The organism is Mycobacterium sp. 852002-51163_SCH5372311, from assembly GCF_001667115.1.
Taxonomy (GTDB): Bacteria; Actinomycetota; Actinomycetes; order Mycobacteriales; family Mycobacteriaceae; genus Mycobacterium.
On record NZ_LZIJ01000188.1, the window covers coordinates 64,747 to 88,149 of the forward strand.

The window sequence follows — 23,403 nt, forward strand, 5'->3', positions numbered from 1 at the left end:
TGCCCGAAGGACGGCCCTGCGGTCCAATATCGGTTGAACTTGGACACCGGCGAGAACCCGGGCCAGAGTGAGGACGAACGATCAGAAGGAGCCGGCCCATGTCCAGCAGTTCGGCACCTCCCGGTGCAGCGTTGACCGACGGCTTTCACCTCGTCGTCGACGCACTCAAGGCCAACGATGTCGGGACCATTTACGGCCTGGTCGGCATCCCGATCACCGACCTCGCCCGAATCGCCCAGGCATCCGGCATCCGGTACATCGGTTTCCGGCACGAGACTTCCGCCGGCAACGCTGCCGCCGCCGCCGGTTTTCTGAACCGCCGCCCGGGTGTTTGCCTGACGACGTCCGGCCCGGGTTTTCTCAACGGCCTGCCCGCACTGGCCAACGCCACCACCAACTGCTTCCCGATGATCCAGATCTCCGGTTCGAGCCGGCGGTCGATGGTGGACCTGCAGCAAGGCGACTACCAGGACCTCGATCAGCTCAGCGCCGCAAGGCCGTTCGCCAAGGCGGCTTATCGCATCGGCCGCGTCGAGGATATCGGGCGCGGTGTCGCGCGAGCCATCCGTACCGCGAGCTCCGGCCGTCCGGGTGGTGTGTACCTCGACATCCCGGGCGAAGTCCTCAGTCAAGCGCTGGAGGCCACGGCCGCCGCCGACACGATCTGGCGCGTCGTCGACCCGGCCCCGCGGCAGCCGCCTGCCCCGGAGGCGGTTGAGCGCGCGCTGGAACTGTTGGCGCGAGCACAGCGGCCGCTGATCGTGCTCGGCAAGGGCGCTGCGTACGCGCACACCGACGGGGTCGTTCGGGAATTCGTGGAGGCCACCAAGATTCCGTTTCTGCCGATGTCGATGGCAAAGGGCCTGCTGCCCGATTCGCACCCGCAGTCCGCGGCCGCGGCGCGCTCGCTGGCGATAGCCCGCGCGGACACTGTCTTGCTGGTCGGCGCCCGGCTCAACTGGCTGCTCGGCCACGGCGAGCCACCGCAATGGTCGGCCGACGCCAAGTTCGTCCAAATCGACCTCGCCGCTGCGGAATTCGACAGCAACCGGCCTATTGCCGCGCCGCTGAGCGGCGATATCGGCTCGGTGATGTCCGCGCTGCTCGACGGCGTGCACGCGCGTTCCGTCGTCGCGTCCACAGAATGGGTCACCGAGCTCGCCGACCGCAGGGCAGAAAACGATGCCAAGATGCGCAGGCGGCTGGCCGAGGATCCACAGCCGATGCGGTTCTACAACGCGCTCGGAGCCATTCGCTCTGTGCTGCAAGATAATCCGGACATATATGTGGTGAACGAGGGGGCCAACGCGCTGGACCTCGCGCGAAATGTCATCGACATCGAGCTACCGCGGCATCGGCTGGACACGGGGACGTGGGGCGTGATGGGCATCGGTATGGGCTACGCCATCGCCGCCGCGGTCGAGACCGGCAGACCGGTCGTCGCAATCGAGGGCGACAGCGCATTTGGCTTCAGCGGCATGGAGATTGAGACCATCTGCCGCTACCGGCTCCCGGTGACCGTCGTCATCCTCAACAACGGCGGGGTTTATCGCGGTGACGAAGTCGCGGCCACCGGGGGGGTCTCGGCCGGCGACCCAGCGCCCACCGTTTTGAACGCGCGGGCTCGACACGAGCTGCTCGCAGAAGCATTCGGCGGCAAGGGATACCACGTCACGACCCCGTCCGAACTGCGTTCGGCGCTGTCCGAGGCGCTCGCTTCGCAGGGACCGGCGATCGTCGACTGCGTACTCGACCCGGCCGCCGGGGTGGAAAGCGGCCACCTGGCAGGCCTCAACCCGGCCAGTACGGTCAGGCCTGCGCCTGCAGCGGCCAGCTCCGCCGGGTAAGCAACGCGCTTTCGTTCAGCGCATGTCAAGTGAGAATTTTCGCGGCGAAGAGCAGGCGGAAACCGCTAATATGGCGGCCAAGCTAACGGACGAGTGTTTGCTGGAGATATCTATAGAGTGGAGCCGACTAGAATGGCTTCATGTTGATCGCACCATCTCGAAGGGCGGACCCGATGCGTCGAGCAGTTCGTTATCTGTTCGTTATGGTCGCGATCTCGGCGCTGAGCATGGCAGTATCGGTCACCCGCAGCGTCGCGGCTGTTCCGGTGGACCAGCCGGTTCCCGGCGTGGAGTCCGTTTTGCCGGCCAACGGTGCGGTGGTCGGGGTGGCCCATCCGGTCGTGGTGACGTTCACCGCGCCGGTTGCCGATCGTGCCGCGGCCGAGCGCTCTATTCGCGTGGTCTCCCCCAGCAACCTGACCGGACACTTCGAGTGGGTCGAGAACAACGTCGTGAAATGGGTTCCGAGCCACTACTGGCCCAGCCACACCCGCGTCTCAGTCGAGGTACAGGGCATGGGGACCGGCTTCGAAACCGGCGACGCGTTGCTGGGTGTTGCCAGCATCTCCGCGCACACCTTCACCGTCAGCAGGAACGGGGAAATACTGCGCACCATGCCGGCTTCGATGGGTAAGCCCAGCCGTCCGACGCCGACCGGTAACTTCACCGCATTATCGAAAGAGCGCACCGTCGTGATGGACTCGCGGACCATCGGAATCCCGCTGAGCTCTCCGGACGGATACAAGATCACCGCTTCTTACGCGGTCCGTGTCACCTGGAGCGGTGTGTACGTGCACTCGGCCCCCTGGTCGGTTGACTCGCAGGGCTATGCCAATGTCAGTCACGGCTGCATCAACCTGAGCCCGGACAACGCCGCGTGGTACTTCAACACGGTGACCATCGGCGACCCGATCAACGTGGTGGCGTGACGATCACACGTCGAATGTTTTGAACCCTAACGGCCACAAGCGATTCCGCGATCCCGCTTAGCCGCGACTTTCCGCGTAGAGCCTAGCCAGAGCCAAAAGTGTTGCAGCCGTGTCAGTTTGGCAATCGGCCCTTCAGCGCCGCGTCTTGTTTGCGGCCGATGTCCTTTGCGAACTCGGGATCCGTCGGGTCATTGGGCGCGCTGTCGAATTCCAGGCTGACCAGAGCTTTGCCCTCGGTGAACAACAAGACGGTCACCGCTTGGGAATTGTCCGGCGCAGTACCGGAAATGATCGCCCCGCCGTCGCCGACGTCGACCGGCTGCCAAGTACCGGTGACCTTGCTGCCGTAGTTGTTCTTGGTGTTGTCGAGGCCCACCTTTGCCGTCTTGGCTTCGTTGACGAGCATGATCATGTCGCCGATCCGTCGGCTGTTGTCCCCGTTGGTGAACAGCTGCGACACACCGGGGGCACCATTGGGATTCTGCACGGGGGCCGAAGCGGTGAAATCCGGCCCGATGTCAGTCGCCTGGATCAGCAAATTCGTATAGTCGGCAAGCGGCGGATACGGCGGTCCGGCCGAAGTGCTCGGGCCGACAGACGGCAACGACCCCGGGCTCTCACCGGGGCCGCAACCGGTGGTCGCGGCGCCCACCACCACAGTCGCGACCGCCCAGCCGGCAACTGTTTTCCGAGAAAGCTTCATAGCATTCCTTCCGCCACTTCCACCAGTGTGCCGCGGCGCCTGACGCTACTGGCAATTGCGGACGGGAACAAGGGCAACGTTCACGGTGTTGCGCACCAGCATGGGCTGCGGTAGCAGGATTCACCGGAGGAGTTCGAAATGACAACTGCAGCGGCGCGCGCCGTGCGGTTCGACCGCTACGGGGGCCGTGAGGTGTTGTATGTGGCGGACATAGACATGCCGACGCCAGAGCCGGGTGAAGTGGTGGTCGAAGTTCGCGCCGCCGGGATCAACCCGGGCGAGGCGGGCATCCGGGTCGGGGCGATGCACGAGATGTTCCCCGCCACGTTCCCGTCCGGCGAAGGCAGCGACCTGGCCGGCGTCGTGACCGCGGTGGGCCCCGGGGTCAGCGAGTTCTCGGTCGGCGACGAGGTGCTCGGGTTCAGCCTGCGCCGGTCCAGCCACGCCACCCACACCGCCGTGCCAGTGGGCCAGCTGATCCGCAAACCACCTCAATTGAGTTGGGAGGTAGCGGGTTCGCTGTACGTGGTGGGTGCGACGGCTTACGCGGCGGTGCGTGCCGTCGCGCCCCGGCCGGGTGAGACCGTCGCCGTCTCGGCGGCTGCCGGCGGAGTCGGCAGTCTTGTCGTGCAGCTGCTGGTTCTGCGCAAGGCAGTGGTGCTGGGCATCGCGGGGCCGGACAACGCGGACTGGCTGCGCGCGCACGGCGTGACCCCGATCGCCTACGGGGACGGGCTGGCGGAACGGCTGCGCGAGGCGGCGCCGGACGGAATCGACGCGTTCATCGACCTATTCGGCCCGGACTACGTTCAGCTGGCCGTCGACCTCGGGGTGCCGCCCGAGCGGATCGACACCATCATCTCGTTCCAGAAGGCCGGCGAGGTCGGCGCCAAAACTGAAGGCAGCATGGACGCGTCGACACCGGAAGTGCTCGCCGAAATCGCCGACCTGATCGCCGGCGGTGCCGTCGACTTCGACATCGCAGCGACCTACCCGCTCGACCGGGTCGCCGACGCGTTCGAAGAACTCGAACGCCGGCACACGCACGGCAAAATTGTTCTGCTGCCGAACAGTTGACCCGGCGAGCAGACGCTACCCGAACGCGTCGGGGTCAAACGGGTGCCCGCCGAGCGACGCGGTGATCACCGCGATCGGCATCCGCGACACATACAGGTTGGCCCGCTGCTCGGGAGTCGGTGTGTGCCATCCACACAACCTGTTCGCCAGCAGCCGACCCGTCCGCAGCAGCGCGCGGCGGGGCGTCCGGACAACCCTTTCGACATCGGTAACACGGTGTGCGACAACAAAAGCCATGATCTTCTCCTGCCTGAACGCCGACCGGTTCATGGCATCTCACAACGCATACCGGAGCGCACCCGCACGAGCGGGCAGGTAAGCATTCGAGGAAGCTCAGCCGTTGGCAAGAATGCCGGAACCGGATCGGAACAAGATGGATTGCGGATAGGGACAATCGCTAGGACTCATCTCGCCCTCACCTCCTCACGGCCAGGACACACGCGGGTGTCACCACATTCGGCTGCACGGAAGAGGCAGAAGAACCGGCTATTCCGCCGGACCTACACCTCTCTCATCGGAGCTTCGGCACTGCACGGCGTATCTGGACCACCGCCCAGAAGCCACTTGGGCTCGACCCTTGGTCCGGGAAGAGCTGTCCTGACCCGGGGCGTCTCTCGACGTTCGAGGTCAGTGGCCTATATCCATGCAGACGCCTCACCTAACGAGGTGCATGCAAAGGCCATGCTCGCACCATGACCCGCTGCTCGTCAAACGCCGTATGCGGGCAGGCCGATCGGCGTGTCGCGACTTGCCGCTCGGGAAGTTCCGGTCACGGCCCACTGAGCCGCAAGGCTTACGCTTCCAGATCATGGCGATTACTTTGCAACACCCGAAAGTCGCGACCACCCTCGACCGGATGTACAGCGAGGCGAAGAACCAGATGTCGCTGTTGCGCGATAGACGCGACGAGCTGGGCCGGCCGATGACAGCTCAAGAACGCAGCGAGGCGATGAGCGAGTTCTACATCCCGGTGACCCCCGAAGCCGGCCGGTTACTGTACGCGCTGGTGCGTGCCACCCGCCCTGCCACCGTCGTCGAATTCGGGATGTCCTTCGGCATCTCCGCCATTCACCTGGCCGCGGCGGTGCGCGACAACGGCAACGGCCGGGTGGTGACCACCGAGCTCAGCCAGGCCAAGATAGCCGCTGCCAGAAAGACATTCGCCGAGACCGGTTTGGATGATGTGATCACCATTCTCGAAGGAGACGCGCTCTCCACGCTCGCCGATCTGGACGGCCCGGTCGACTTCGTCCTGCTGGACGGTTGGAAGGACTTGTATCTGCCGGTGATCGAGCTGCTCGAACCGCGACTGTCGACGGGCGCGCTGGTAGTGGCCGACAACACGAGCGCAACGGACACCCAACCCTATCTCGATCTGGTGCGCAACCCCGACAACGGTTACGTCGGCTTCAACTTTCTAGTCCGCGACAGCGACAGCATGGAAGTCAGTTGTCGCGCAGGCGTTTAACCGCTATCGCAGCGATTCCTCCAGCCAGGGCGTAAGCCATTTCACGCCTTCCGGAGTGAGGTGGACGCCGTCACTGCGCACCTTGATGCCGTCGACCTTTGCGGTGTAAACACCGTCCGGGCAGAGCTTTTTGTTCAGGTCGAGAATCTGGACATTCGGGTGATGGCCAACCGTGTTGCGCAGCATCGTGTTCCACTGGTTGACGCGATCGGGTTGGTCCTCCGGATACAGGCGGCCGTCCGGCTTCTCACCACCCCGGCTGTAGGGGACGGTGGCAACCATCACGCGAACACCGGTGGAGCTCACGATATTCAGCGCCCGCTCCAGCTCGGCGTTGAGGTATCCGTCGAAGGTAGGGTCGCCGATGTGGGTCCATTTCCCTTCGTTGACGCGGTCCACGGTCTCCCAGCGGCCGATGATCAGCAGCGCGACATCAGGCTGGTCGGTGTTGATCTGCGTGGACCACCGACCCGGCCAGGTGTCGCATTCCGGTCGCTGCTCCAACGTTTGGCCGATGTAGCGATACGGAGTGCCGCGCACCAGACTGCATCCGATGACCGTGTGGTCGAGGAACGTGAATCCCGGTGTCGGCGGCAGATAGTGCATCCAGGTCCACCCGATCGAATCACCGAATACCGAAACGGTGAACGGGCGGTTGGGATCCCGGGGCCGGGGCGCAGGCTGAACGGCTTTCGGCGGCGACGGCGAGACGGCCGCGACGGCCGAAACGCCGGGCGGCAGGCCAATCTCCCGTAGGCCGGTGCCCGTTCCAACCGGAACGACCAGGATGGTCGCCGCCGCGGCGGAAGCCACAGTGGCCGCGGCCAGCGGCAGCAATTGCACCCGAGCCGGGCGCCAACGGCGGATGGGTTGTTCGAGCAACCACCACGACGCGGTGGCCACTGCCACCGTCGCGGCGCACCGGACGGTGAACAATCCGGCTCCGGACCATCCGGTGCGTTCGCCGTTGAGCGCCAAGAAGATCGGCCAATGCCACAAGTAGACGCCGTAGGAAATGCTGCCCAGCCCCACCAGCGGACGCCAGGCCAGAGCCCGGGCGATGATGCCGCGCTGCTCCATCGCCACCGGGGCGATCACGATGACAGCCGCGACGGCCACCCCGAGCAGCAGGCCATGCCGGAACTCGCTCGCGCTGCCCGTGGCGTAATGAGCCGCCGCTGCCAACCCGGCCAGGCCGAGGATAGGCAGTATCCGGGCGATGCGCCGCCCCCAGCGGGTCCGGATGAGGCACCAGCCTCGGTTCAGCGACGACCAATCCCGTACCACCAGAGCCGCTGCGGCCGAGCCCGTCAGCAATGCCTGCGCACGGGTATCGGTCCCGAAATAGATCCGGTCGCGGGTGGTGTCGTGGGCTTGGAGAACGGCGACAGCTGCCGACGCAAGTGCCCCAAGCGTGGCAATCAAGAAGGTGGCGAACCGAACTCCGCCCACGGTGGCCCGTCGGAAGTAGCGCCTGGCGCGCGCCGCGAGCAGCAGGGTCACCCCGATCAGCAGGACGGGCCAGACAAAGTAGTACTGCTCCTCCACGCCGAGTGACCAGGTGTGCTGCAGCGGAGAGGGCGGGGCGCCCTGCGTGAAATAGTCTGTCTTCTGAGCCACGAACCGCCAGTTCGCCATCCACATGAACGCGGCGATCGCGTCACCGCGCAATCCGGCGAGAGACTGCGCCGGAAGGAGCTCTCGGGCCGCGCCCACGGTGAGGACCATCAGCACCAGTGCCGGCAGCAGCCGTCGGGCCCGTCGAACCCAGAACCCGGTCAACTCGATACGACCGGTGCGGGCGAGTTCGTCGAGCAGCAGTGAGGTGATCAGGAATCCGCTGAGGACGAAGAAGATGTCGACGCCGATGAACCCGCCGCCGACCCCGGGGATGCCGCCGTGCCCGACGAGCACCAGCGCGACCGCTATGGCACGGATGCCGTCCAGCGCGGGAATGCCGTCGCGGCGCTCGGGCCGATCGCAGACAGAACGCCGTCCAACCCGGCGTACCGGGGCGACCCACCGGCGCCGCGGAGCGGAACGTGCCGGCGCGGGGTGACTCCCGCCCGGCTCAGTGCTCGCTGTTAGCGCGCCCTGACCAATTTGTCGTCCGGCGCCGTCGTTGCTGCCGATACGTCGCTGCCCCTCCTCGTGATATCAGCCAGCTTAGGTGCGACGCAGCCGGATTCACGGGAGACACGCGCAGGCGTGCGAAGTGACGCCTTTGCCGTCCGGCCGTATCGGGTGTGAAGCGACGGCTTTGAGTGTGAAGCGACGGCTTTGAGTGTGAGGCTAGGGCGGTGAATCGGCGCGGACGTCCGCCCAGGATTCATGCGCAAAGCCCAGGATTCACGCGCAAAGGTTGGGAATCAGCGCGGCTCGACCGCGACATCCGCGGCGGCGAGCCCGAGCTCTTCGAGCACGTCCGCGGTGTCGGCGCCCAGCTCCGGAGCGGGTCCGGCGACCCTGCCCGGCGTCCGCGAAAACCAGGTCGGCACCCCGGGGAAGCGCACCGGGCCGTGGGGGGTGTCGACCGTCTCGAAGAAGCCGACCGCGTTGAGGTGCTGATCGTCGAATAATGTTGCGGGACTGGACAGCGATGCAGCAGGAATTTCCAGCTCACGGAACAGTGCGAGCCATTCCTGCGTGGTTCGCTGCGACAGGGTTTCGGCCAGCAACGCGTACACGGTGTCGATCTGGCGCGCGCGACGCTCGAGGGTGGCGTACAGGTCGCTGGCCCAGGGCGGCCGGACCGCGTCGACGAAAGCGGCCCAATGCTTGTCGTTGTAGATCAGTGCGGCGATGTAGCCGTCGCTGGTCCGGTAGGGCCGCCGATTGGGCGCCACCGTGCGGGGATAGACCGCGGTGCCCAACGGCGGATCGAACATGGCGCCATTGGCATGCTCGACCAGCATGAACGACGCCATAGTCTCGAACATGCCGATCTCGACCTCTTGGCCCTCACCGGTGCGCTCGCGATGGAACAAGGCCATCATCGTGGCGTAGAGCGCGGTGAGGCCGGCGACCTTGTCGGCCAGAATCGTTCCGACGTAATTGGCCTCACCGGTCAACTGTTCCTGGACGAACGGCAGGCCACAGGCGGCCTGAATCGTATCGTCGTATGCCGGCAGGTCGCCGTTGGGCCCTCGTCGCCCGTATCCGTAGCAATTGGTGTAGACGATTGCCGGGTTGATCGCCGCGACCTCGGGATAGCTGAATCCCAGCCGCGCGATCGCCTTGGACCGCATCGAGTGGATGAAGATGTCGGCCTGCTCGATGAGCGCTCGCATGACGGTCTTGCCGTCATCGGAGCGCAGGTCGACGGTGATGCCGCGCTTGCCGCGGTTGACGTTGACGAACACACCGCTCATACCGCGTGCCGGCCCGACCGAGACATACCGGGTGTCGTCGCCTTGCGGCGGTTCCACTTTGATGACGTCGGCACCCATGTCGGCCATGATCTGGGTGCAGTAGGGCCCCATCACCATCGCGGTGAGGTCGACGACACGTATGCCCGACAGCGGGCCGGAGCTAACCATGCTGCGCTCCTTGCCGGCCGGCTGCTGCCGCGACCTCAAAGCTGTACCGGATGTGGTCCGCGTGACCGTCCGGCACTACCGGAAAGACCAGTGGCGCAGCGAGATAGCGGATGGCGTCGATCTGTGCGGCCACGTCGTCGATCGACCACGCCGGGCGGTGCACACCGGGCGTTTCAACAACCACGGCTCGGGCCACCCGGCCGGCGATCGCGATCAACATCTCGCCGTTGACCGGGCACGATTCGTGCGCCAGCAAGCCCACCACCGGTGCGACCAGCTCGGTGCCCATCGGCGGGTATGCCGAAATATCAAGCCCGTCGGCCATTCTCGTGACCGCCGACGGAACGATGACGTTGCAGAGCACCCCCTCGGCGGCACCTTCCAGCGCGACGACATTGGACAGTCCGACTACACCCGCCTTGGCGGCGGCGTAGTTGGCAACACCGTGGTTTCCGTACAGACCGCCGATCGACGACGTCAGGACGATGCGGCCGTACCCGGCGTCACACATGAGCGGAAACGCCGGCCGGACCACGTGGAAGGCGCCGCGCAGATGCACATCGATGACCGCGTCGAAGTCTTGGTAGCTCATCTCTTTCAGTGAGCCGCGGCGAACGGTGCCGGCGTTGTGGACGAGGATGTCGACGCGGCCGTAGTGGTCCAGCGCGGTCTGGATGATCGCCTGGCCGCCCGCGGGCGTGGCCACCGACTCGACACACGCGACCGCTTGGCCACCGGCCGCCGTGATCTCGGCCACGACCTCGTGCGCGGGTTGGGTGTCCGTACCGTCCCCGGTCAGCGCGCCACCCGTGTCGTTGACGACGACCGCGGCACCTCGGGACGCCAGCAGCTGTGCATACGCGCGGCCCAGTCCCCGGCCGGCACCGGTCACTACCGCTACCCGATCGTCGAATCTCAGTTCAGCCATCACGATTCCAGGATCAGGCCGTCCAGGTCGCCCTTGTCGCGCCACGCGGCCAGCAGGTCGCCGAAGGCGTAGAAGCCGGGACCGTACGGTTCGCCGAGGTAGAACCGGATGCCTTCGCCTCCGCCGCCGCCTTCGTTGTTGTAATAGCCCGGCGTGCATTCCCCGATGAACGCAGTGTTGTCAATCGCGGTCTCGCGGACGGTTTTACACCATTCGTCTTGGGCCTGTTGGCTGGGTTCCACCGTTGTAGCACCGCGTTTCAGGGCTTCGGAGATGATGTAGGCGATGTGCTCGCCCTGCAGTTCGTAGTTGGCGGCGATGTTCGCCGAAATGCCGACCTGGGTGAACCCGGTGTAGAACTGATTGGGAAATCGCCGGCTGGTCATGCCGTGCAGGGTCTTGTATCCGTCGTGCCAGTAGTCGAAGAGCGAAAGCCCTTCGCGGCCTTCGATCGCGTCGATCGAGTAGCGACGGCTGATCTCCGTCGAGATCTCGAAGCCACTGGCGTAGATGATGCAGTCGACCTCGTACTCGATGCCGTTGGCGATCAAGCCGTTTTCCGTCGCCCGCTCGATACCCTTCGTGGACGAAACGTCCACCAGTGTGACGTTTGGCCGGTTGAACGTCGGCAGATAGTCGTCGTTGGTGCACGGTCGCTTGCACAGGAACCGGTAGTAGGGCTTGAGCACCTCTGCGGTCTCCGGGTCTTCAACCAGGCCCTCGATGCGGCGCCGCAGGCGCTCCATCAACTTGTAGTCCTCTTCCTCGTTGATGGCCATGAACTGCTCCGGAGTCATCGCCCCCGGGTCCTCCAGCGCAAGGACCCGCGCGGCGGTGTTGCGGCCGAGTTCGGTCCAGAAGTCGCAGACGTAGTCGGGTTGTCCCGGTGCCATGCCCTCGAATGTCCAGGAGTGGAAGTTGCGCTGCCGCTCCTTCTGCCAGCCCGGCTTCAGCGTTTTCACCCATTCGGGATCGGTCGGCCGGTTGTTACGTGCGCCGACTGACGACGGTGTGCGCTGAAAGACGTACAGGTGCTTGGCATCCCGGCCCAAGTACGGGACTATCTGGACGGCGGTGGCCCCGGTGCCCACCACCGCGACACGTTTGTCGGCGAGCTTGTGCAGTCCGCCGTTGCTGTCACCGCCGGTGTACTCGTAGTCCCATCGCGACGAATGAAAGCTGTGCCCTTTGAAGTTCTTGATCCCTGGGATGCCCGGCAGTTTCGGGCGGTGGAAGGGTCCCGACGCCATCACCACGAACCTGGCGCGGATGTCGTCGTCGCGGTTGGTGCTCACCTGCCAGCGCTTGATCTCCTCGTCCCAGTGCAAGGCCCGGACCTGGGTGGAGAAGATCGCGGAATCGTAGAGACCGTAGTGCTTTCCGATGCGGCGGCAATGCTCGTAGATCTCAGTGCCGTCGGCGAACTTCTTGCTGGGGATGTAGTTGAGCTCTTCGAGTAGCGGTATGTAGCAGTACGATTCGTTGTCGCACTGCAGGCCGGGAAAGCGGTTCCAATACCAGACTCCGCCGAAGTCGCCGCCCAACTCGATGATCCGGACGTCCTCGACTCCTGCCTTCTTCAGGTAAGCGGCACACAGCAGGCCGCCGAAGCCGCCGCCGAGCACGGCGACGTCGATGTCTTCCGAGATCGGGTCGCGGACCAGCGGCGGCGAGTGCGGATCGGTTTCGTAGTAGTCGGCGAAGTCGTCGACGAGCTCGATGTACTGCTTGGAACCTTCCGGGCGCAGCCGCTTTTCGCGCTCTTGGCGGTACTTTTCGCGTAGCGCGTCCAGGTCGATGTCGTCCGGCGTTTCGGTCGGCGGGCAGTTGGGATCGGTCATGCCAAAGCGTTCTCCGGAAGCGCCGCCGGGTGCAGCGGCGCGTCCATCTTGTGGACCGCGGGGAGCACCTCTTTCGCGAACAGCTCCGTGCTCGCCATCGCCTCCTGATACGGCATGGTGCCGAATTGGGGGACGATTGTCAGTTCGCAGAATGAGCAGGCCTTCTGGGCGGCGGTGATCCGGTTGTAGATCTCTTCCGGCGTGCCGATCAGGAGATTCGAGGCGTGGTAGCCGGGCGTCTTGGACGGACCACCTTTGGCCGACCCGGCCTCCGCGCCGGTTACCGACGAGGCGAGCACCGCCGTCGCGCTGGCCTCGCGCGCCGCGTAGGCCTCATATCCCTTGACGCCCTTGAAGTTCGACGCGTCGGCAAACCCGTAGTGCACGGTGACGTCGCGGTTGGCGGTCCAGATCCATTCCTCGGACTGGGCCGGATCCCCGGTCGTGCAGTACATGAACATCACGTTCTTCGGTTGGCAGGGCGGCAGACCCTCTTCCTTCCGGAAAATGTTCACCTTCTGCACTTCTCGCCCGGCATCCTCGATCGGCTTGTTCCCCACGAAGAGCGGAACCATGCCGCGACGCGCCAAGATCTCCAGGGACTCAGCCGTCGACGACGAGCTGTAGATGCGGGAAAAGAGGTCGCTGCTCTGGGGTTCGGGACGAAGCGACATCTCGGGGACGGTGAATATCTCGCCCTCGTAGGAGAACCGCTCACCGGAGAGTGCCAGCTGCAGAATGTCGAGCGTTTCGTTGAACCGTTGCCGGCTCTCCTCGCGCGGCACGCCCACCGCGTCGAACTCGCCTTTCGACACACCGCGGCCGATGCCAATCGTTGTGTACCGGCCATTGGAGAGGATATCGAGATAGGCGATCTGGTGCGCCAACCGGACCGGATGCCACCACGGCGCGACGACCACGAACGTGCCGAGGCTGACCCGCTCGGTGCGGCCGGCGAAATAGCTCAGCGCCTGAATCGGGTTGGGCGTCATGCCATATGGCGTGCCGCAGTGCTCCGGCATCCAGATGCCGTCGTATCCGAGCGGTTCGGCGAGGTCGGCGATTGCCAGCGTGGCCTGGACGCACTCCCAGTCCGCCGTTGCGGGTGGGCGGCTGAAATCGCCGGCCAGCACACGGTCCCAGTCGTGGGAGTTGTGCGCCCCGAACCCAAGATTGACCTTCATCGTTTCATCTCCGTCGCTAGTTCCTTGGGGGCACCAGTCCCCATGTATTCGGCCAGGTTTCGGTGCAAGTTTGCGGTGGCGCGTTCCATGTACGGGTTGGGCTTCGGACCCCGGAAGCCAAGCGATTTCATGCCTTGCTGAACGGCGGCCATGTTGGAGAAGTCCTGCGGTAACACGCTGCGCCAATTCGGATCGTCCGGCGGCGCATATACCCATTCGGTCTGCGGCTCTTCCCCTTTCGGGTACAGCTCGTAGCAGGAGGCTTCGAAGATGCACTTGTCCGGGTCGTACCCGTACGGCCGGGCGCTGTAGCACAGCGCGGTGGTCAGGCCCTGCCCGATCTGGAAATTCGGGAAGATCTGCCACGCTGTCCCGCTCTCCGCCAGATGCTGCGGGTCGATGGTCGGCCAGATCACCCCCCGCGCAGCGTCATCCTGCCGCGCCGAGGTCAGCCAATGGTTGAGCACCTGATCGGCGGGGGCGTCCTCGGGCAACTCGTCGACAAGCCGCAGCGCCGCGTCCACCAGCGTCTTGGTGGTGGTGGCGTTGGTTTCCTCCAACGTGTAAAGCTGCATCTCGGCCGTCGAGAGCCGCGGGTCCGCGCCGGTGCCGAGCCGGATCTTCGACTTGGTCTCCGTCAAGTCTTTTGGCGCGTCGTAGCCGATATTGCTGTGCCTGCCGTGCGCGGCCGCCCAGCCGCGAAAGTTCCCGAATTTGTTGAACTGCGGATGCGTGGTGGCGACGTGGTAGGTCTCGTTGAAGGCCTCCATCGCGACCTTCCAATTGCACTCGAAATGTAGCCACTTGCGCCATTTGCAGCGCATGTCAGCCAGATTGAACGGGTCGAGCATGGTGGCGGCGGGCTCGAGGTAGTCGCGCAACGGCTCGGCTGCCGGATCCATGTTGATCCAGATCCAGCCGCCCCAGGTGTCGACATTGACCGTCGCCAGATGGGTGTTCTCCGGCGTCAGCGCTCCCTGCCAGTCCAATTGCTCGGGTATGTGGATGCAATTGCCGTCCTGGTCATACGTCCAGCCGTGGAAGCCGCAGACGAACGACTTCTTGTGGCCGCAAGCGCTTTTCGCCCCTGCAGGGATATCCACCAGGCGACGGCCCCGGTGCATACAGACGTTGTGGTGTGCTTTGAGTGTGTCGGGCCCGGTACGCACCACCACGATTGAGTCGTCGAGAATGTCGTAGGTGAGGAAGCTGCCCACCTTGGGCAGGTCTTCGACGCGCCCGACCTGCTGCCACACCTTGCGCCACAACCTGTCCCGTTCTGCGCGGGCGTACTCCGGCGAAATGTATGCGTCGACACCGATGGTCACCGGGTCGGTCAAGTCGTCAGCGCCGTTCTCGGACATCGCATTCTCCATCTCATGCCTCCCAACGCTTTATCGCCGTTCGGAATGACTCGTCCTTGAGGAACATCGAGGTGTTGTCGCCGCCCAGGTGCGTCCATCGCAGGTTCACCCCACCGTCCACCAGCAGTGTCTGCCCGGTGATATAGCTCGATAGATCGGACAGCAAAAACATGATGGCGCCGGCGATTTCGTCCGGACGTGCCCGCCGTCCCATCGCAATGGCACGACGGTCGCGTTCGGGGTCCTCGTCCACGTATGTGCGCGACGCCGGTGTCTCGGTAATCCCAGGTGCCACCGCGTTGACGCGGATGTCGTGTTGGGCCAGTTCGAGTGCCATGGTCCGGGTCACGGCCGCGATCGCGGCTTTGGCCGTGCCGTAGGCGACGTGGAAAGGTGCGGTGTTCATCCCGCTGATCGACGAGATCGAAACGATCGAGCCCGGACGGTCGCCACGCCTCAGCTCGGCGGCCACCGCCTGGCTCATAAAGAACATCGTCTCCAGATTCCGGGTGAACAACTCACGCCAATCCTGCCGCGTTACCCGGGTCGACGGCATCCAGGTCGACGGCTCCGCGCCGCCGGCGACGTTCACCAAGCCGTACAGGTCGCTCTCGGTCCTCCTTGCCGACTCCAGCGCTGCGTTCACCCCGTCGTCGGTGGAGACATCGGCGACGACGGGCAGGACCGGCAGCCCCTCGCTCACCAGCGGGCCGACGTGCTGGTCCAAGTTGTCCTGACTACGGCTCACCGCAACGACGGTGGCTCCGGATTGCGCAACCAGGCGCGTCACGGTGGTACCGATGCCACCGCCCGCGGCACCGGCCACTATCACAGCGCGTCCTTGGAGGCTCAGACGCCGGCTCAGGGTTTCGGAGCTCATTCAGCCAATTGTCCGGACAAGATAATGACGTGCATTCATTGAAGAGCATGATTCTCTTTAGGTGGCTTGCACGTCAAGGTCTCATCTGAAACTCCGGCTTTTCTATTGTCTGGACTATTGCATGGTTGATATCGTGCGACCGGTGACCGCCGTATCGTCCCCGCGGCCCGCTCGCTACCTGGCCGCGCGAGCGCCCAGTCTCGCCGAAGGGTGGAGCCTGCAGCGCCTCACGCCGCCCAGCCGGATATTCGGCGCAAACGGGCTGCGCACCGGTCCAGACGGCCGGGTCTACATCGCTCAAGTCACCGGCAGCCAGATCAGCGCGCTCGACGTCGCGACCGGACAACTCGAAACCGTCAGCCCCAAGGGCGGAGACATCGTCGCGCCCGACGACGTGGCCTTCGACTCCAGCGGCAACCTGTACGCCACTGAGGTCATGAATGGGCGGGTGAGCGTGCGAGACGCCGCGGGCCGCACCCGGGTGTTGCGTGACGACGTGCCGGCGGCAAATGGCATCACCTTTCACCGCGGCCGGTTGTTCATCGGCGAGTGCCGGGCCGGCGGTCGCCTGCTGGAACTCGATCTGAACGGCGGCGAGCCGCGAGTGCTGCTGGACAATACGCCGTCACCCAATGCCATGGAGGTCGGCCCCGACGGCTTGCTGTACTTCCCGCTGATGGGGTCCAACGAAATCTGGCGCATCGACCCCGAAGGCGGTGCACCCGAACGTGTTGCCGGCGATCTGGGTGTGCCGGACGCGGTCAAGTTCGATTCCAGCGGCTGCATCGTTTCCACGCAGGTACACAGCGGCCAGGTGCTGCGCATCGATCCGCGCAACGGCGAACGCAGCGTGCTGGCCAACCTGAATCCAGGCCTGGACAACTTGACCTTTGTGGGCGATCGGCTGTTCGTTTCCAATTTCACCGGCGAGATCACCGAGATCCTCAGCGGCGGCGAAACCCGGACGGTGCTACCGGGCGGGCTGAACTGGCCGCTGGATTTGACGGTCGGCGGCGACGGCAGCCTCTATATCGCTGACGGAACCTACTTCTACGCCCTGCCGCCCATCGGACCCAGCCACCCCGCGCTGCGGACCGCTGGAATGTTGTTCAGCCCTGGCTATCCGGGCTTTCTGCGTGGCGTGACGAGCGTTGGCGCCGGCGAGTTCATCGTCACGACGTCCAACGGCCAAGTGGCGCGCTACCGGCCGGACAGCAACGAAAGCGAGGTGCTGGCAGACGGTTTCGACCAACTGTACGGGGTGGCGGTCACAGCAACCGGCGCGGTCGTGGTGGCCGAACTCGGAGCGGGACGGGTGCTGTCCATTCAGCCGGGCGGCGTCGAGGTGCTGGCGTCCGGCCTCAGCGAGCCGGTCGGGGTGGCCATCGCCCCCGACGGGACCTGCCTGGTCGCCGAGGCCGGCGCTGGGCGAGTGGTCAAATCGGACGGCTCGGGTCCCATCGTGGACGGATTGCAGTGTCCCCAGGGCATTCTCGTGCTCGACAACCAGTTGTATATTGTCGACGCCGGCGCGAAAGAGCTCATCGCGTTCGACCTGGGCGCCCGGACCAGGCACACCATCGCATCGCAACTGCCGGTGGGCGCACCGCCGGGCGTAATCCCCAAGCCGCTGCTCGGAATGCCGCCGTTCTCCGGACCGCAGGGACCGTTCGCCGGCATCGCGGCCGGGCCGGACGGGACGATCTATGTTTCCGCAGATGCCGAGGGCAGCGTGTTGGCATTGCGACGGGAATCCTGAAGGGCCGTTGCAGATGCCCAATAGTGCCGATACCAAAGACCCGAAAGTAGTCGATCATCGCTACCTTCAGGTGGCGCGCGCGCTGCGCAAGGAGATTGTGGACGGCGTCTACCCGGTGGGATCGCATTTGCCGACCGAACATGAGCTGTGTGAGCGGTTTGCGGTCAGCCGCTACACAATTCGGGAAGCACTGCGCCGGCTGCGAGAAGACAACCTGGTGTCGTCGCGGCCACGTACCGGAACGATGGTGGTACCGCGGCCGTCGTCGGAGTCCTACGTTCAGCACGTCATGTCGATCAACGACCTGGTGGCGTTCGCAGCCGGTGCGCGCTTCGCGATCGAATCCATCACCATGGTGACGATCGACGACGAGCTCGCCGATCGCACCGGACTGAAAAGCGGCGAGCAATGGCTGACCGTGCGGGGCTACCGTGCGGAGTCGTCCGGACCCGCCCTGTGCCGCACGGAGTACTACATCAACCGCGCGTTCGCCGCCGTCGGCAGGCTGCTGCAGCGGCACGAGGGTGCCGTCTTCCCGCTGATCGAAGACCTGTACGGGCTGAGTATCGTTGAGGTCCATCAGGAAATCGCCGCGGTACTCATCCCACCGGCGCTGGCCAGCGGTCTCGAAACAGAGGCTGGAGCGGCAGCGCTGCAGGTGCGACGCACCTATACGACATCCGACGGGCAGGTTGCCCAGGTCACGATCAACACCCATCCCGCGTCCCGCTTCCGTCACTCGATGACCATGCGGCGCATCAAAAACTGACCGGCACCGCAGCCATGCCAACACCTCGGGACCGAAAGCTGATCGGCGGGCGATGGATTCGCTGGGACGACGAACGTGCCGCTGACGCCTACGCACGCGGCTGGTGGGTACCTGCCACGCTGGCCGACGCGTTGCGCGAGGCCGCAGAACAGACTCCGCAGCGGGTGGTACTGGTCGACGGTGACCGCCGAGTGGAGTGTCAGGAGCTCCATCGGCAGGCCATGACGTTGGCCCAAGCGCTGCACACCCGCATTCCCCCGGGCAGCGTGGTGTCGTTCATGTTGCCCAATTGGTATGAGGCCGTGGTCATATACTTGGCGGTCACCCTGGCCGGAATGGTGGCCAACCCGATCTTGCCCTCCTTACGGGACCGGGAACTGCGCTTCATCCTCGAAGACACCGACAGCCGGATGGTGTTTGTTCCTTCGCATTTCGGCCGGCACGACTACACGGCGATGCTGGACCGGGTGACCGCACAGCTCGAATCGCCGCCGGACGTCGTCGTAGTGCGCGGTGATCACGACGCGGACTGCATCGGGTTTGACTCATTGCTCGAGCCCCCACCCGCGGTCCGGCAGCTGCCTACGCTGAACCCCGATGCCGTGCGGATGATTCTCTATACCTCCGGAACGACCGGACGTCCGAAAGGTGTTCTGCATAGTCACAATTCGATCCACGCCCTGATCTGCCAGATCCGCGAGCACTGGCTGGTCGAGCAGGGCGATGGCTTCCTGGTCGCCTCACCGATCGCTCATATAGGTGGTTCCATCTACGCGTTCGAGAGTCCACTGCTGCTAGGCACTACCGCGGTGTTGATGGATCGGTGGAATGCCGACGAAGCGGTACAGCTCATGCGAGCCGAACAGTGCACCCACATGGCGGGCGCGACGCCGTTTCTGGAACAGCTGCTGGCCGCCGCTCAGCGCGCCGGTACCAGGCTGCCTGATTTGAAGCTGTTCATCTGTGGCGGTGCCAGTGTTTCGCCACCGCTGATCAGCAGGGCGACAACGTATTTCGAGCGCGCCGTCGTCACCCGCGTCTATGGCTCGACAGAAGTGCCGGTCACCACCGTCGGGGCACCGCAACATCGTGAACATGCCGCCGACACCGACGGCCGCGTCGGCCTGGCCGAGGTCAAGCTGGTCGGCGGCGAGATCCATGCGCGGGGACCACAGATGCTGGCCGGCTATCAGCACCCCGAAGACGAAGTCGAGTCCTTCGATGGCGAAGGGTTTTTCCGCACCGGCGACTTGGCGCGCTGGGTCGACGGCGACTACCTGGTGGTCACCGGACGCGCCAAAGACATCATCATCCGTAACGGCGAGAACATCTCGCCCAAGGAAGTCGAGGACATCCTGGCCGGCCATCCCGGTATCGCCGAGATCGCCGTCGTCGGACTGCCCGACGATCGCACCGGAGAGCGCGCCTGCGCCGTCGTCGTGCCCGCGGCCCCGGCTGCGCCCGGCCATGACCTGGATATAGCGGAACTGCGCGCATTTCTGGAGGCATCCGGCGTCGCCCGGTTCAAAGTGCCTGAGCAAGTGGTTATCTGGGATGACCTTCCGAAGAACGACGCGGGCAAGGTTTTGAAGCATCAGATCAAGGTGACGCTCATGAAGGCAGGCCGGTAGCATGCAGGTGGCGATCGTAACCGGGGCAAGCGGAGGGATCGGAACAGGTTGCGCGACAAAGCTTGCCGAGATGGGTATGGCGGTGCTCGCAACCGGACGCAGTCCGGACAAGCTGGCCGAATTGGCGTCGGCCATCGGCGATTCGGATGCGGTGGCCACACTCGCCGTCGACCTCACCGACGATAACGCGCCCAACCTGATCACTGACCTCGCCGTCCACCGGTGGGGACGCGTCGATTTTCTGGTCAACGCGGCCGGGGTGGGCAGTCCCAAACCGGTGCACGAGACCGACGACGAATCATTGGACCACTTCCTCGGTTTGATGCTGCGCGCACCGTTCCGCCTGATTCGCGAGGTGCTGCCGCATATGCGGTCCGGCTCGGCCATCATCAACGTCACATCGACCTTCGCCGTCGTGGGCGGCCTTCGCGGCGGCGCCTACTCGGCGGCCAAGGGCGGGCTGACAGCGCTGACCACCCACATCGCCTGCCAGTACGGGGCGCAGGGAATCCGGTGCAACGCAGTCGCTCCCGGTGTCATCCAGACTCCGATGACCGAACACCGGTTGGCCGACAAACGGTTCAGGCGGATCAACACCGAGATGACGCCGCATCAGCGTTTGGGCACCGTCGAGGACGTCGCCAGCACCGTCGCGTTCTTGTGTTCTCCGGGCGGGGCCTTCATCAACGGCCAGACCATCGTCGTCGACGGAGGCTGGAGCTCGACGAAGTATCTGTCTGAGTTGGCGCTGACCTCGGAGTGGACGCCAAAGCCAGCCGAATAGGGACCGCTTCTCCCAACCGGCGCCCAGCCACATTCATCGCGCGCCGAACGTGTTCTCACGGCGATAAATTGGTGATTTTTTGACCGTGAAAACGCGCTCGGCGACGGCCTGGCACAGCATGGCGTCGCGTTGATCAGGCGGATTCGAAGTGACGCCGGATGCCCGCCAGCATCGCGATGTGTGCTTTGACCGCCTCGCGGGTGGTGAACGCCGCCAACGGCCGGGGCGCGGCTATGCGGACCAGCTCGGTGAGGCGGGTGCCGCCGTCGACCGGCGCAAAGCTCACCGTTCCACGCAACCGTACCCCGGGGGACTGGTCGGCCGCGGTCAGTACGTCGCCGTTGTCAGGGACCCGCAGCCGTGCCTGGTACGCGGTCCGGATAGTGAATGGACCCAACGGTATTCGGTCGACCACCCGATAGGTCTGGAGATAACCGCCCTCCGGGATGTCGCTGCGTGACAAGACTTTCACCGACACGATGAGCGGATGCACCAGCCTGATGTTGTTCAGGTCGACGTAGAAATCGCGGACAACCTCGGGCGGTGCGGGTACCTGTTCGGTCAGCATCCGCTCGGCGTGGGCGAGCCACCAGCTCATAACAGACAAGGTAGTGAGGGCCGCACTTTTCCGCGCGAGCAGACGCAGAATCGCGTCAAATCGACCGTTCAGTGCGAGTCTGCGTCTGCTCGCCACAACTTAGTGGCCGAGAAGAACACCGGTTCGCCACCAGATGAGTCCGGCGAACACGGCGACGATGGCGACCGTCACCCCTGCCTGGATCAGATTCCGGCTGGCTTTGGGCGCATATACATAGGCCGCGGCCACCAGCGCCCCGGTGACGAGCCCCCCGATGTGCGCCTGCCAGCTGATCCGGTGCGAACTGACCGCGGGAACGACGAAGGTGAAGACCAAGTTGAAGACGATCACCGCAACCACGCCGCGGACGTCGAGACTCAGTCGCCGAGCCACCACGAAAATGGCCCCGAAAAGCCCGAAGATCGCGCCCGATGCGCCCGCGGCGGCCGAGTTGGGTGCAGCGAGCAGGTCGACCAGTACCGAACCACCCAGCGCGCTCAGCGCATACAGCGCGCCGTACCGCAGCCGGCCCAGCCACATCTCCAGCGGCGGACCCACCACATAGAGCGCCCACATGTTCAGCAGCAGGTGCGCCGGGCCCGTGTGTACGAACGCGGAAGTCAACAGGCGGTACAGCTCGCCTCTGGCAGCAACGCCCCACGGCCACATGGCCAGTGTCGTTTCCAGATCTTGCAACGACAGCTGCAGGATGAAAACCGCGACGTTGACCGCGATCAGCGCGTAGGTGAGCACCGGGGTCCCCGCCCGCTCGCGACCGCCGAACTGGGTGCGCGGCTGGCGAATCGTCTTGGCCCCGGCACGGACGCACTCCACACACTGATGACCGACGGCCGCGCTGCGCATGCAGTCCGAGCAGATGGGCTGTTCACAGCGGGTGCAGCGCACATAGGTGACGCGGTCCGGGTGCCGGTAACAGGTCGGCGCCCCGGCAGGGGACTGCGGCACGCTGGGTCCAGTCATCGCACCATTCTGTCCTGCGCGATCCAGCCGACGCCGTTCAGCAACCGTATTCCCTTGTGCAGGACGTTGACCTAGCGTGTCTTCCGTGGCTGACCACAGCGGCCCCGACGGGACAGTCGAGCGTTATCTTCAGTGCCTGGCCGCACACGATTGGGACGGTCTGGCGACCACGATTGCCGACGAGGGCCTGACCCGGGAGGGCCCGTTCTGCGACCGCATCGAAGGCAAGCAGCGCTACTTGGCGTACCTGCGCAAGGTTCTGACCGAACTCAAAGGCCACCGGTTGGACGTGCAGCGGGTCTCGCACGTGAACGACCGGCTGTCCTACGTCGAACTGACTGAGGCCTTCGAGATCGACGGCGCCCCAGCGGCGTGGCCGGAATGCCTGCTTTTCGAGCGCAACGACGACGGCCTGATCACTTTTGTCAGCGTGTTCTTCAAGCAGCGCGGCACCAACACGGCGCGCCACGGAGCAACGCGCACTGATTGGTAACGATCCCGCGAACTATTCCCTCACCCGCTGAGTTGACCTACTGTGTCTTGGGTGGAGGCAGACGGAACACCCGAGTTGGTGCCAGTCGAAAAATTGCACTCTGGCGACCCGATCACCGATTGCGGTCAGCGGTACATAGTTCTCGAGTCAAAGGCCGTCGGCGACAGTTGCGTCGTGCTCGAACTCGAGTCCCGAGTGGACCACCAATTGCAGGTCATCGAGAAGTCTTTCCCCGCCGGGTACCACGTCGGCCGGGCGAACCACCGATACCTGTAAGGCAATTTTTCGGCTGAATATCGCGACGCGTAGCCGTTCGGCGGCTACCGCTGTTCCACGTATTTGATCTGCAGACGGTCCAGCTCTTCCTTTGCTCGGCGCTCGCAGATCCACAGCGGGTACCTGAACAATGCAAGAGACTTGCAAGAGCGTGCGCGCAACCGCAGTCGGGATGCGACAATATCGCCCGTAAGGCGATGACGACGCAGGAAGCCGGTGCAAATCCGGCGCGGTCCCGCCACTGTCATCGGGGAGCGACCCTCATATGCCACGGCCATTGGTTGGAAGGCGAGGCGAGCGGCGATCCGAGAGCCAGGAGACTCGCGTCATCGTGTCCTGCTAGCCCGGGGCGGATGTACCCCGGAGAGAGCTG

The 23,403-nt window shown here is 64.9% G+C and carries 21 protein-coding genes and 2 riboswitches; of the genes, 10 read left to right on the forward strand and 11 right to left on the reverse strand.

Features of this window, described 5'->3' with window-relative positions; all coding sequences use genetic code 11:
• Window positions 1–98: 98 nt before the first annotated feature.
• Complete coding sequence (gene oxc, locus A5791_RS22735; protein WP_067241720.1) at window positions 99–1,847, forward strand: oxalyl-CoA decarboxylase; 1,749 nt, start codon at window positions 99–101, stop codon at window positions 1,845–1,847.
• 173 nt (window positions 1,848–2,020) lie between these two features.
• Window positions 2,021–2,776, forward strand: a complete 756-nt coding sequence (locus tag A5791_RS22740; RefSeq protein ID WP_067241722.1) for a L,D-transpeptidase family protein — start codon at window positions 2,021–2,023, stop codon at window positions 2,774–2,776.
• A 112-nt stretch (window positions 2,777–2,888) separates the two neighbouring features.
• Here the strand turns inward: A5791_RS22740 and A5791_RS22745 are convergent, their stop codons facing one another.
• A complete protein-coding gene (locus A5791_RS22745; RefSeq protein ID WP_067241724.1) occupies window positions 2,889–3,479 on the reverse strand; it encodes a hypothetical protein in 591 nt (196 codons plus the stop codon).
• Window positions 3,480–3,617: 138 nt separating this feature from the next.
• Between A5791_RS22745 and A5791_RS22750 the strand changes: the two genes are divergently transcribed.
• Window positions 3,618–4,556, forward strand: coding sequence for an NADP-dependent oxidoreductase (locus A5791_RS22750; RefSeq protein ID WP_067241727.1), 939 nt, complete (start codon window positions 3,618–3,620; stop codon window positions 4,554–4,556).
• A 15-nt stretch (window positions 4,557–4,571) separates the two neighbouring features.
• Here A5791_RS22750 and A5791_RS22755 read toward each other — a convergent pair whose 3' ends face one another.
• On the reverse strand, window positions 4,572–4,793 hold the full coding sequence (locus tag A5791_RS22755) for a hypothetical protein (protein ID WP_156661557.1): 222 nt from the start codon (window positions 4,791–4,793) through the stop codon (window positions 4,572–4,574).
• A 262-nt stretch (window positions 4,794–5,055) separates the two neighbouring features.
• Window positions 5,056–5,229, reverse strand: a riboswitch (M-box (ykoK) riboswitch).
• 135 nt (window positions 5,230–5,364) lie between these two features.
• On the opposite strand from A5791_RS22755, the gene A5791_RS22760 reads away from it, so the two are divergent.
• The gene (locus tag A5791_RS22760) at window positions 5,365–6,024 is read left to right on the forward strand and encodes an O-methyltransferase (RefSeq protein ID WP_067241732.1); all 660 of its coding nucleotides are present in this window, start codon (window positions 5,365–5,367) and stop codon (window positions 6,022–6,024) included.
• Between the two features lie 3 nt (window positions 6,025–6,027).
• Here A5791_RS22760 and A5791_RS22765 read toward each other — a convergent pair whose 3' ends face one another.
• The 7 genes from A5791_RS22765 to A5791_RS22795 all read right to left on the reverse strand — a co-directional run bounded on the left by A5791_RS22765 (window position 6,028) and on the right by A5791_RS22795 (window position 15,760).
• On the reverse strand, window positions 6,028–8,127 hold the full coding sequence (locus tag A5791_RS22765; protein WP_082967080.1) for an acyltransferase family protein: 2,100 nt from the start codon (window positions 8,125–8,127) through the stop codon (window positions 6,028–6,030).
• 266 nt (window positions 8,128–8,393) lie between these two features.
• Complete coding sequence (locus A5791_RS22770; protein WP_067241740.1) at window positions 8,394–9,563, reverse strand: CaiB/BaiF CoA-transferase family protein; 1,170 nt, start codon at window positions 9,561–9,563, stop codon at window positions 8,394–8,396.
• Window positions 9,556–10,491, reverse strand: a complete 936-nt coding sequence (locus A5791_RS22775; RefSeq protein ID WP_067241742.1) for an SDR family NAD(P)-dependent oxidoreductase — start codon at window positions 10,489–10,491, stop codon at window positions 9,556–9,558. The genes A5791_RS22770 and A5791_RS22775 overlap by 8 nt, the downstream gene beginning before the upstream one ends.
• Window positions 10,491–12,332, reverse strand: a complete 1,842-nt coding sequence (locus A5791_RS22780; protein WP_067241744.1) for an NAD(P)/FAD-dependent oxidoreductase — start codon at window positions 12,330–12,332, stop codon at window positions 10,491–10,493. Before A5791_RS22780 ends, A5791_RS22775 begins: the two co-directional genes overlap by 1 nt.
• The gene (locus A5791_RS22785) at window positions 12,329–13,516 is read right to left on the reverse strand and encodes an LLM class flavin-dependent oxidoreductase (RefSeq protein WP_067241746.1); all 1,188 of its coding nucleotides are present in this window, start codon (window positions 13,514–13,516) and stop codon (window positions 12,329–12,331) included. Before A5791_RS22785 ends, A5791_RS22780 begins: the two co-directional genes overlap by 4 nt.
• The gene (locus A5791_RS22790; RefSeq protein ID WP_197504759.1) at window positions 13,513–14,880 is read right to left on the reverse strand and encodes an SRPBCC family protein; all 1,368 of its coding nucleotides are present in this window, start codon (window positions 14,878–14,880) and stop codon (window positions 13,513–13,515) included. Before A5791_RS22790 ends, A5791_RS22785 begins: the two co-directional genes overlap by 4 nt.
• A 13-nt stretch (window positions 14,881–14,893) precedes the next feature.
• Entirely contained in the window at window positions 14,894–15,760 is an 867-nt protein-coding gene (locus A5791_RS22795) for an SDR family NAD(P)-dependent oxidoreductase (RefSeq protein WP_067241750.1), read from the reverse strand.
• A 121-nt stretch (window positions 15,761–15,881) separates the two neighbouring features.
• Between A5791_RS22795 and A5791_RS22800 the strand changes: the two genes are divergently transcribed.
• Genes A5791_RS22800 through A5791_RS22815 form a run of 4 tightly spaced genes read left to right on the forward strand, consistent with a single transcriptional unit; the run spans window position 15,882 to window position 20,703 of the window.
• Window positions 15,882–17,519, forward strand: coding sequence for an SMP-30/gluconolactonase/LRE family protein (locus A5791_RS22800; protein WP_067241753.1), 1,638 nt, complete (start codon window positions 15,882–15,884; stop codon window positions 17,517–17,519).
• Between the two features lie 13 nt (window positions 17,520–17,532).
• The gene (locus A5791_RS22805; protein ID WP_067241755.1) at window positions 17,533–18,288 is read left to right on the forward strand and encodes a GntR family transcriptional regulator; all 756 of its coding nucleotides are present in this window, start codon (window positions 17,533–17,535) and stop codon (window positions 18,286–18,288) included.
• Window positions 18,289–18,302: 14 nt separating this feature from the next.
• A complete protein-coding gene (locus A5791_RS22810) occupies window positions 18,303–19,919 on the forward strand; it encodes an AMP-binding protein (protein WP_067241757.1) in 1,617 nt (538 codons plus the stop codon).
• 1 nt (window position 19,920) lies between these two features.
• Window positions 19,921–20,703 (forward strand): SDR family NAD(P)-dependent oxidoreductase, encoded by a 783-nt coding sequence (locus A5791_RS22815; protein WP_067241759.1) that lies wholly within the window; start codon window positions 19,921–19,923, stop codon window positions 20,701–20,703.
• Between the two features lie 133 nt (window positions 20,704–20,836).
• Here A5791_RS22815 and A5791_RS22820 read toward each other — a convergent pair whose 3' ends face one another.
• Window positions 20,837–21,301, reverse strand: coding sequence for an SRPBCC family protein (locus A5791_RS22820; RefSeq protein WP_067241762.1), 465 nt, complete (start codon window positions 21,299–21,301; stop codon window positions 20,837–20,839).
• 99 nt (window positions 21,302–21,400) lie between these two features.
• Window positions 21,401–22,261: a rhomboid family intramembrane serine protease gene (locus A5791_RS22825; RefSeq protein ID WP_082967081.1), complete on the reverse strand. Its 861-nt coding sequence runs from the start codon at window positions 22,259–22,261 to the stop codon at window positions 21,401–21,403.
• Window positions 22,262–22,346: 85 nt separating this feature from the next.
• Between A5791_RS22825 and A5791_RS22830 the strand changes: the two genes are divergently transcribed.
• Both A5791_RS22830 and A5791_RS22835 read left to right on the forward strand, forming a co-directional pair.
• Window positions 22,347–22,754, forward strand: coding sequence for a nuclear transport factor 2 family protein (locus A5791_RS22830; protein ID WP_067241766.1), 408 nt, complete (start codon window positions 22,347–22,349; stop codon window positions 22,752–22,754).
• Between the two features lie 51 nt (window positions 22,755–22,805).
• Window positions 22,806–23,030, forward strand: a complete 225-nt coding sequence (locus A5791_RS22835) for a hypothetical protein (protein WP_067241768.1) — start codon at window positions 22,806–22,808, stop codon at window positions 23,028–23,030.
• A gap of 161 nt (window positions 23,031–23,191) precedes the next feature.
• Window positions 23,192–23,373: riboswitch (cobalamin riboswitch) on the forward strand.
• The last annotated feature ends 30 nt before the right edge of the window (window positions 23,374–23,403 follow it).

What these genes read in the sequence shown, in the direction of transcription:
- A5791_RS22755 (WP_156661557.1), bottom strand. Translation starts at nt 4,793, where the DNA reads ATGGCTTTTGTTGTCGCACACCGTGTTACCGATGTCGAAAGGGTTGTC.
- A5791_RS22740 (WP_067241722.1), top strand. Translation starts at nt 2,021, where the DNA reads ATGCGTCGAGCAGTTCGTTATCTGTTCGTTATGGTCGCGATCTCGGCG.
- A5791_RS22745 (WP_067241724.1), bottom strand. Translation starts at nt 3,479, where the DNA reads ATGAAGCTTTCTCGGAAAACAGTTGCCGGCTGGGCGGTCGCGACTGTG.
- A5791_RS22790 (WP_197504759.1), bottom strand. Translation starts at nt 14,880, where the DNA reads ATGTCCGAGAACGGCGCTGACGACTTGACCGACCCGGTGACCATCGGT.
- A5791_RS22820 (WP_067241762.1), bottom strand. Translation starts at nt 21,301, where the DNA reads ATGAGCTGGTGGCTCGCCCACGCCGAGCGGATGCTGACCGAACAGGTA.
- A5791_RS22800 (WP_067241753.1), top strand. Translation starts at nt 15,882, where the DNA reads ATGGTTGATATCGTGCGACCGGTGACCGCCGTATCGTCCCCGCGGCCC.
- A5791_RS22810 (WP_067241757.1), top strand. Translation starts at nt 18,303, where the DNA reads ATGCCAACACCTCGGGACCGAAAGCTGATCGGCGGGCGATGGATTCGC.
- A5791_RS22775 (WP_067241742.1), bottom strand. Translation starts at nt 10,491, where the DNA reads ATGGCTGAACTGAGATTCGACGATCGGGTAGCGGTAGTGACCGGTGCC.
- oxc (WP_067241720.1), top strand. Translation starts at nt 99, where the DNA reads ATGTCCAGCAGTTCGGCACCTCCCGGTGCAGCGTTGACCGACGGCTTT.
- A5791_RS22770 (WP_067241740.1), bottom strand. Translation starts at nt 9,563, where the DNA reads ATGGTTAGCTCCGGCCCGCTGTCGGGCATACGTGTCGTCGACCTCACC.
- A5791_RS22750 (WP_067241727.1), top strand. Translation starts at nt 3,618, where the DNA reads ATGACAACTGCAGCGGCGCGCGCCGTGCGGTTCGACCGCTACGGGGGC.
- A5791_RS22795 (WP_067241750.1), bottom strand. Translation starts at nt 15,760, where the DNA reads ATGAGCTCCGAAACCCTGAGCCGGCGTCTGAGCCTCCAAGGACGCGCT.
- A5791_RS22780 (WP_067241744.1), bottom strand. Translation starts at nt 12,332, where the DNA reads ATGACCGATCCCAACTGCCCGCCGACCGAAACGCCGGACGACATCGAC.
- A5791_RS22785 (WP_067241746.1), bottom strand. Translation starts at nt 13,516, where the DNA reads ATGAAGGTCAATCTTGGGTTCGGGGCGCACAACTCCCACGACTGGGAC.
- A5791_RS22805 (WP_067241755.1), top strand. Translation starts at nt 17,533, where the DNA reads ATGCCCAATAGTGCCGATACCAAAGACCCGAAAGTAGTCGATCATCGC.
- A5791_RS22760 (WP_067241732.1), top strand. Translation starts at nt 5,365, where the DNA reads ATGGCGATTACTTTGCAACACCCGAAAGTCGCGACCACCCTCGACCGG.
- A5791_RS22815 (WP_067241759.1), top strand. Translation starts at nt 19,921, where the DNA reads ATGCAGGTGGCGATCGTAACCGGGGCAAGCGGAGGGATCGGAACAGGT.
- A5791_RS22825 (WP_082967081.1), bottom strand. Translation starts at nt 22,261, where the DNA reads ATGACTGGACCCAGCGTGCCGCAGTCCCCTGCCGGGGCGCCGACCTGT.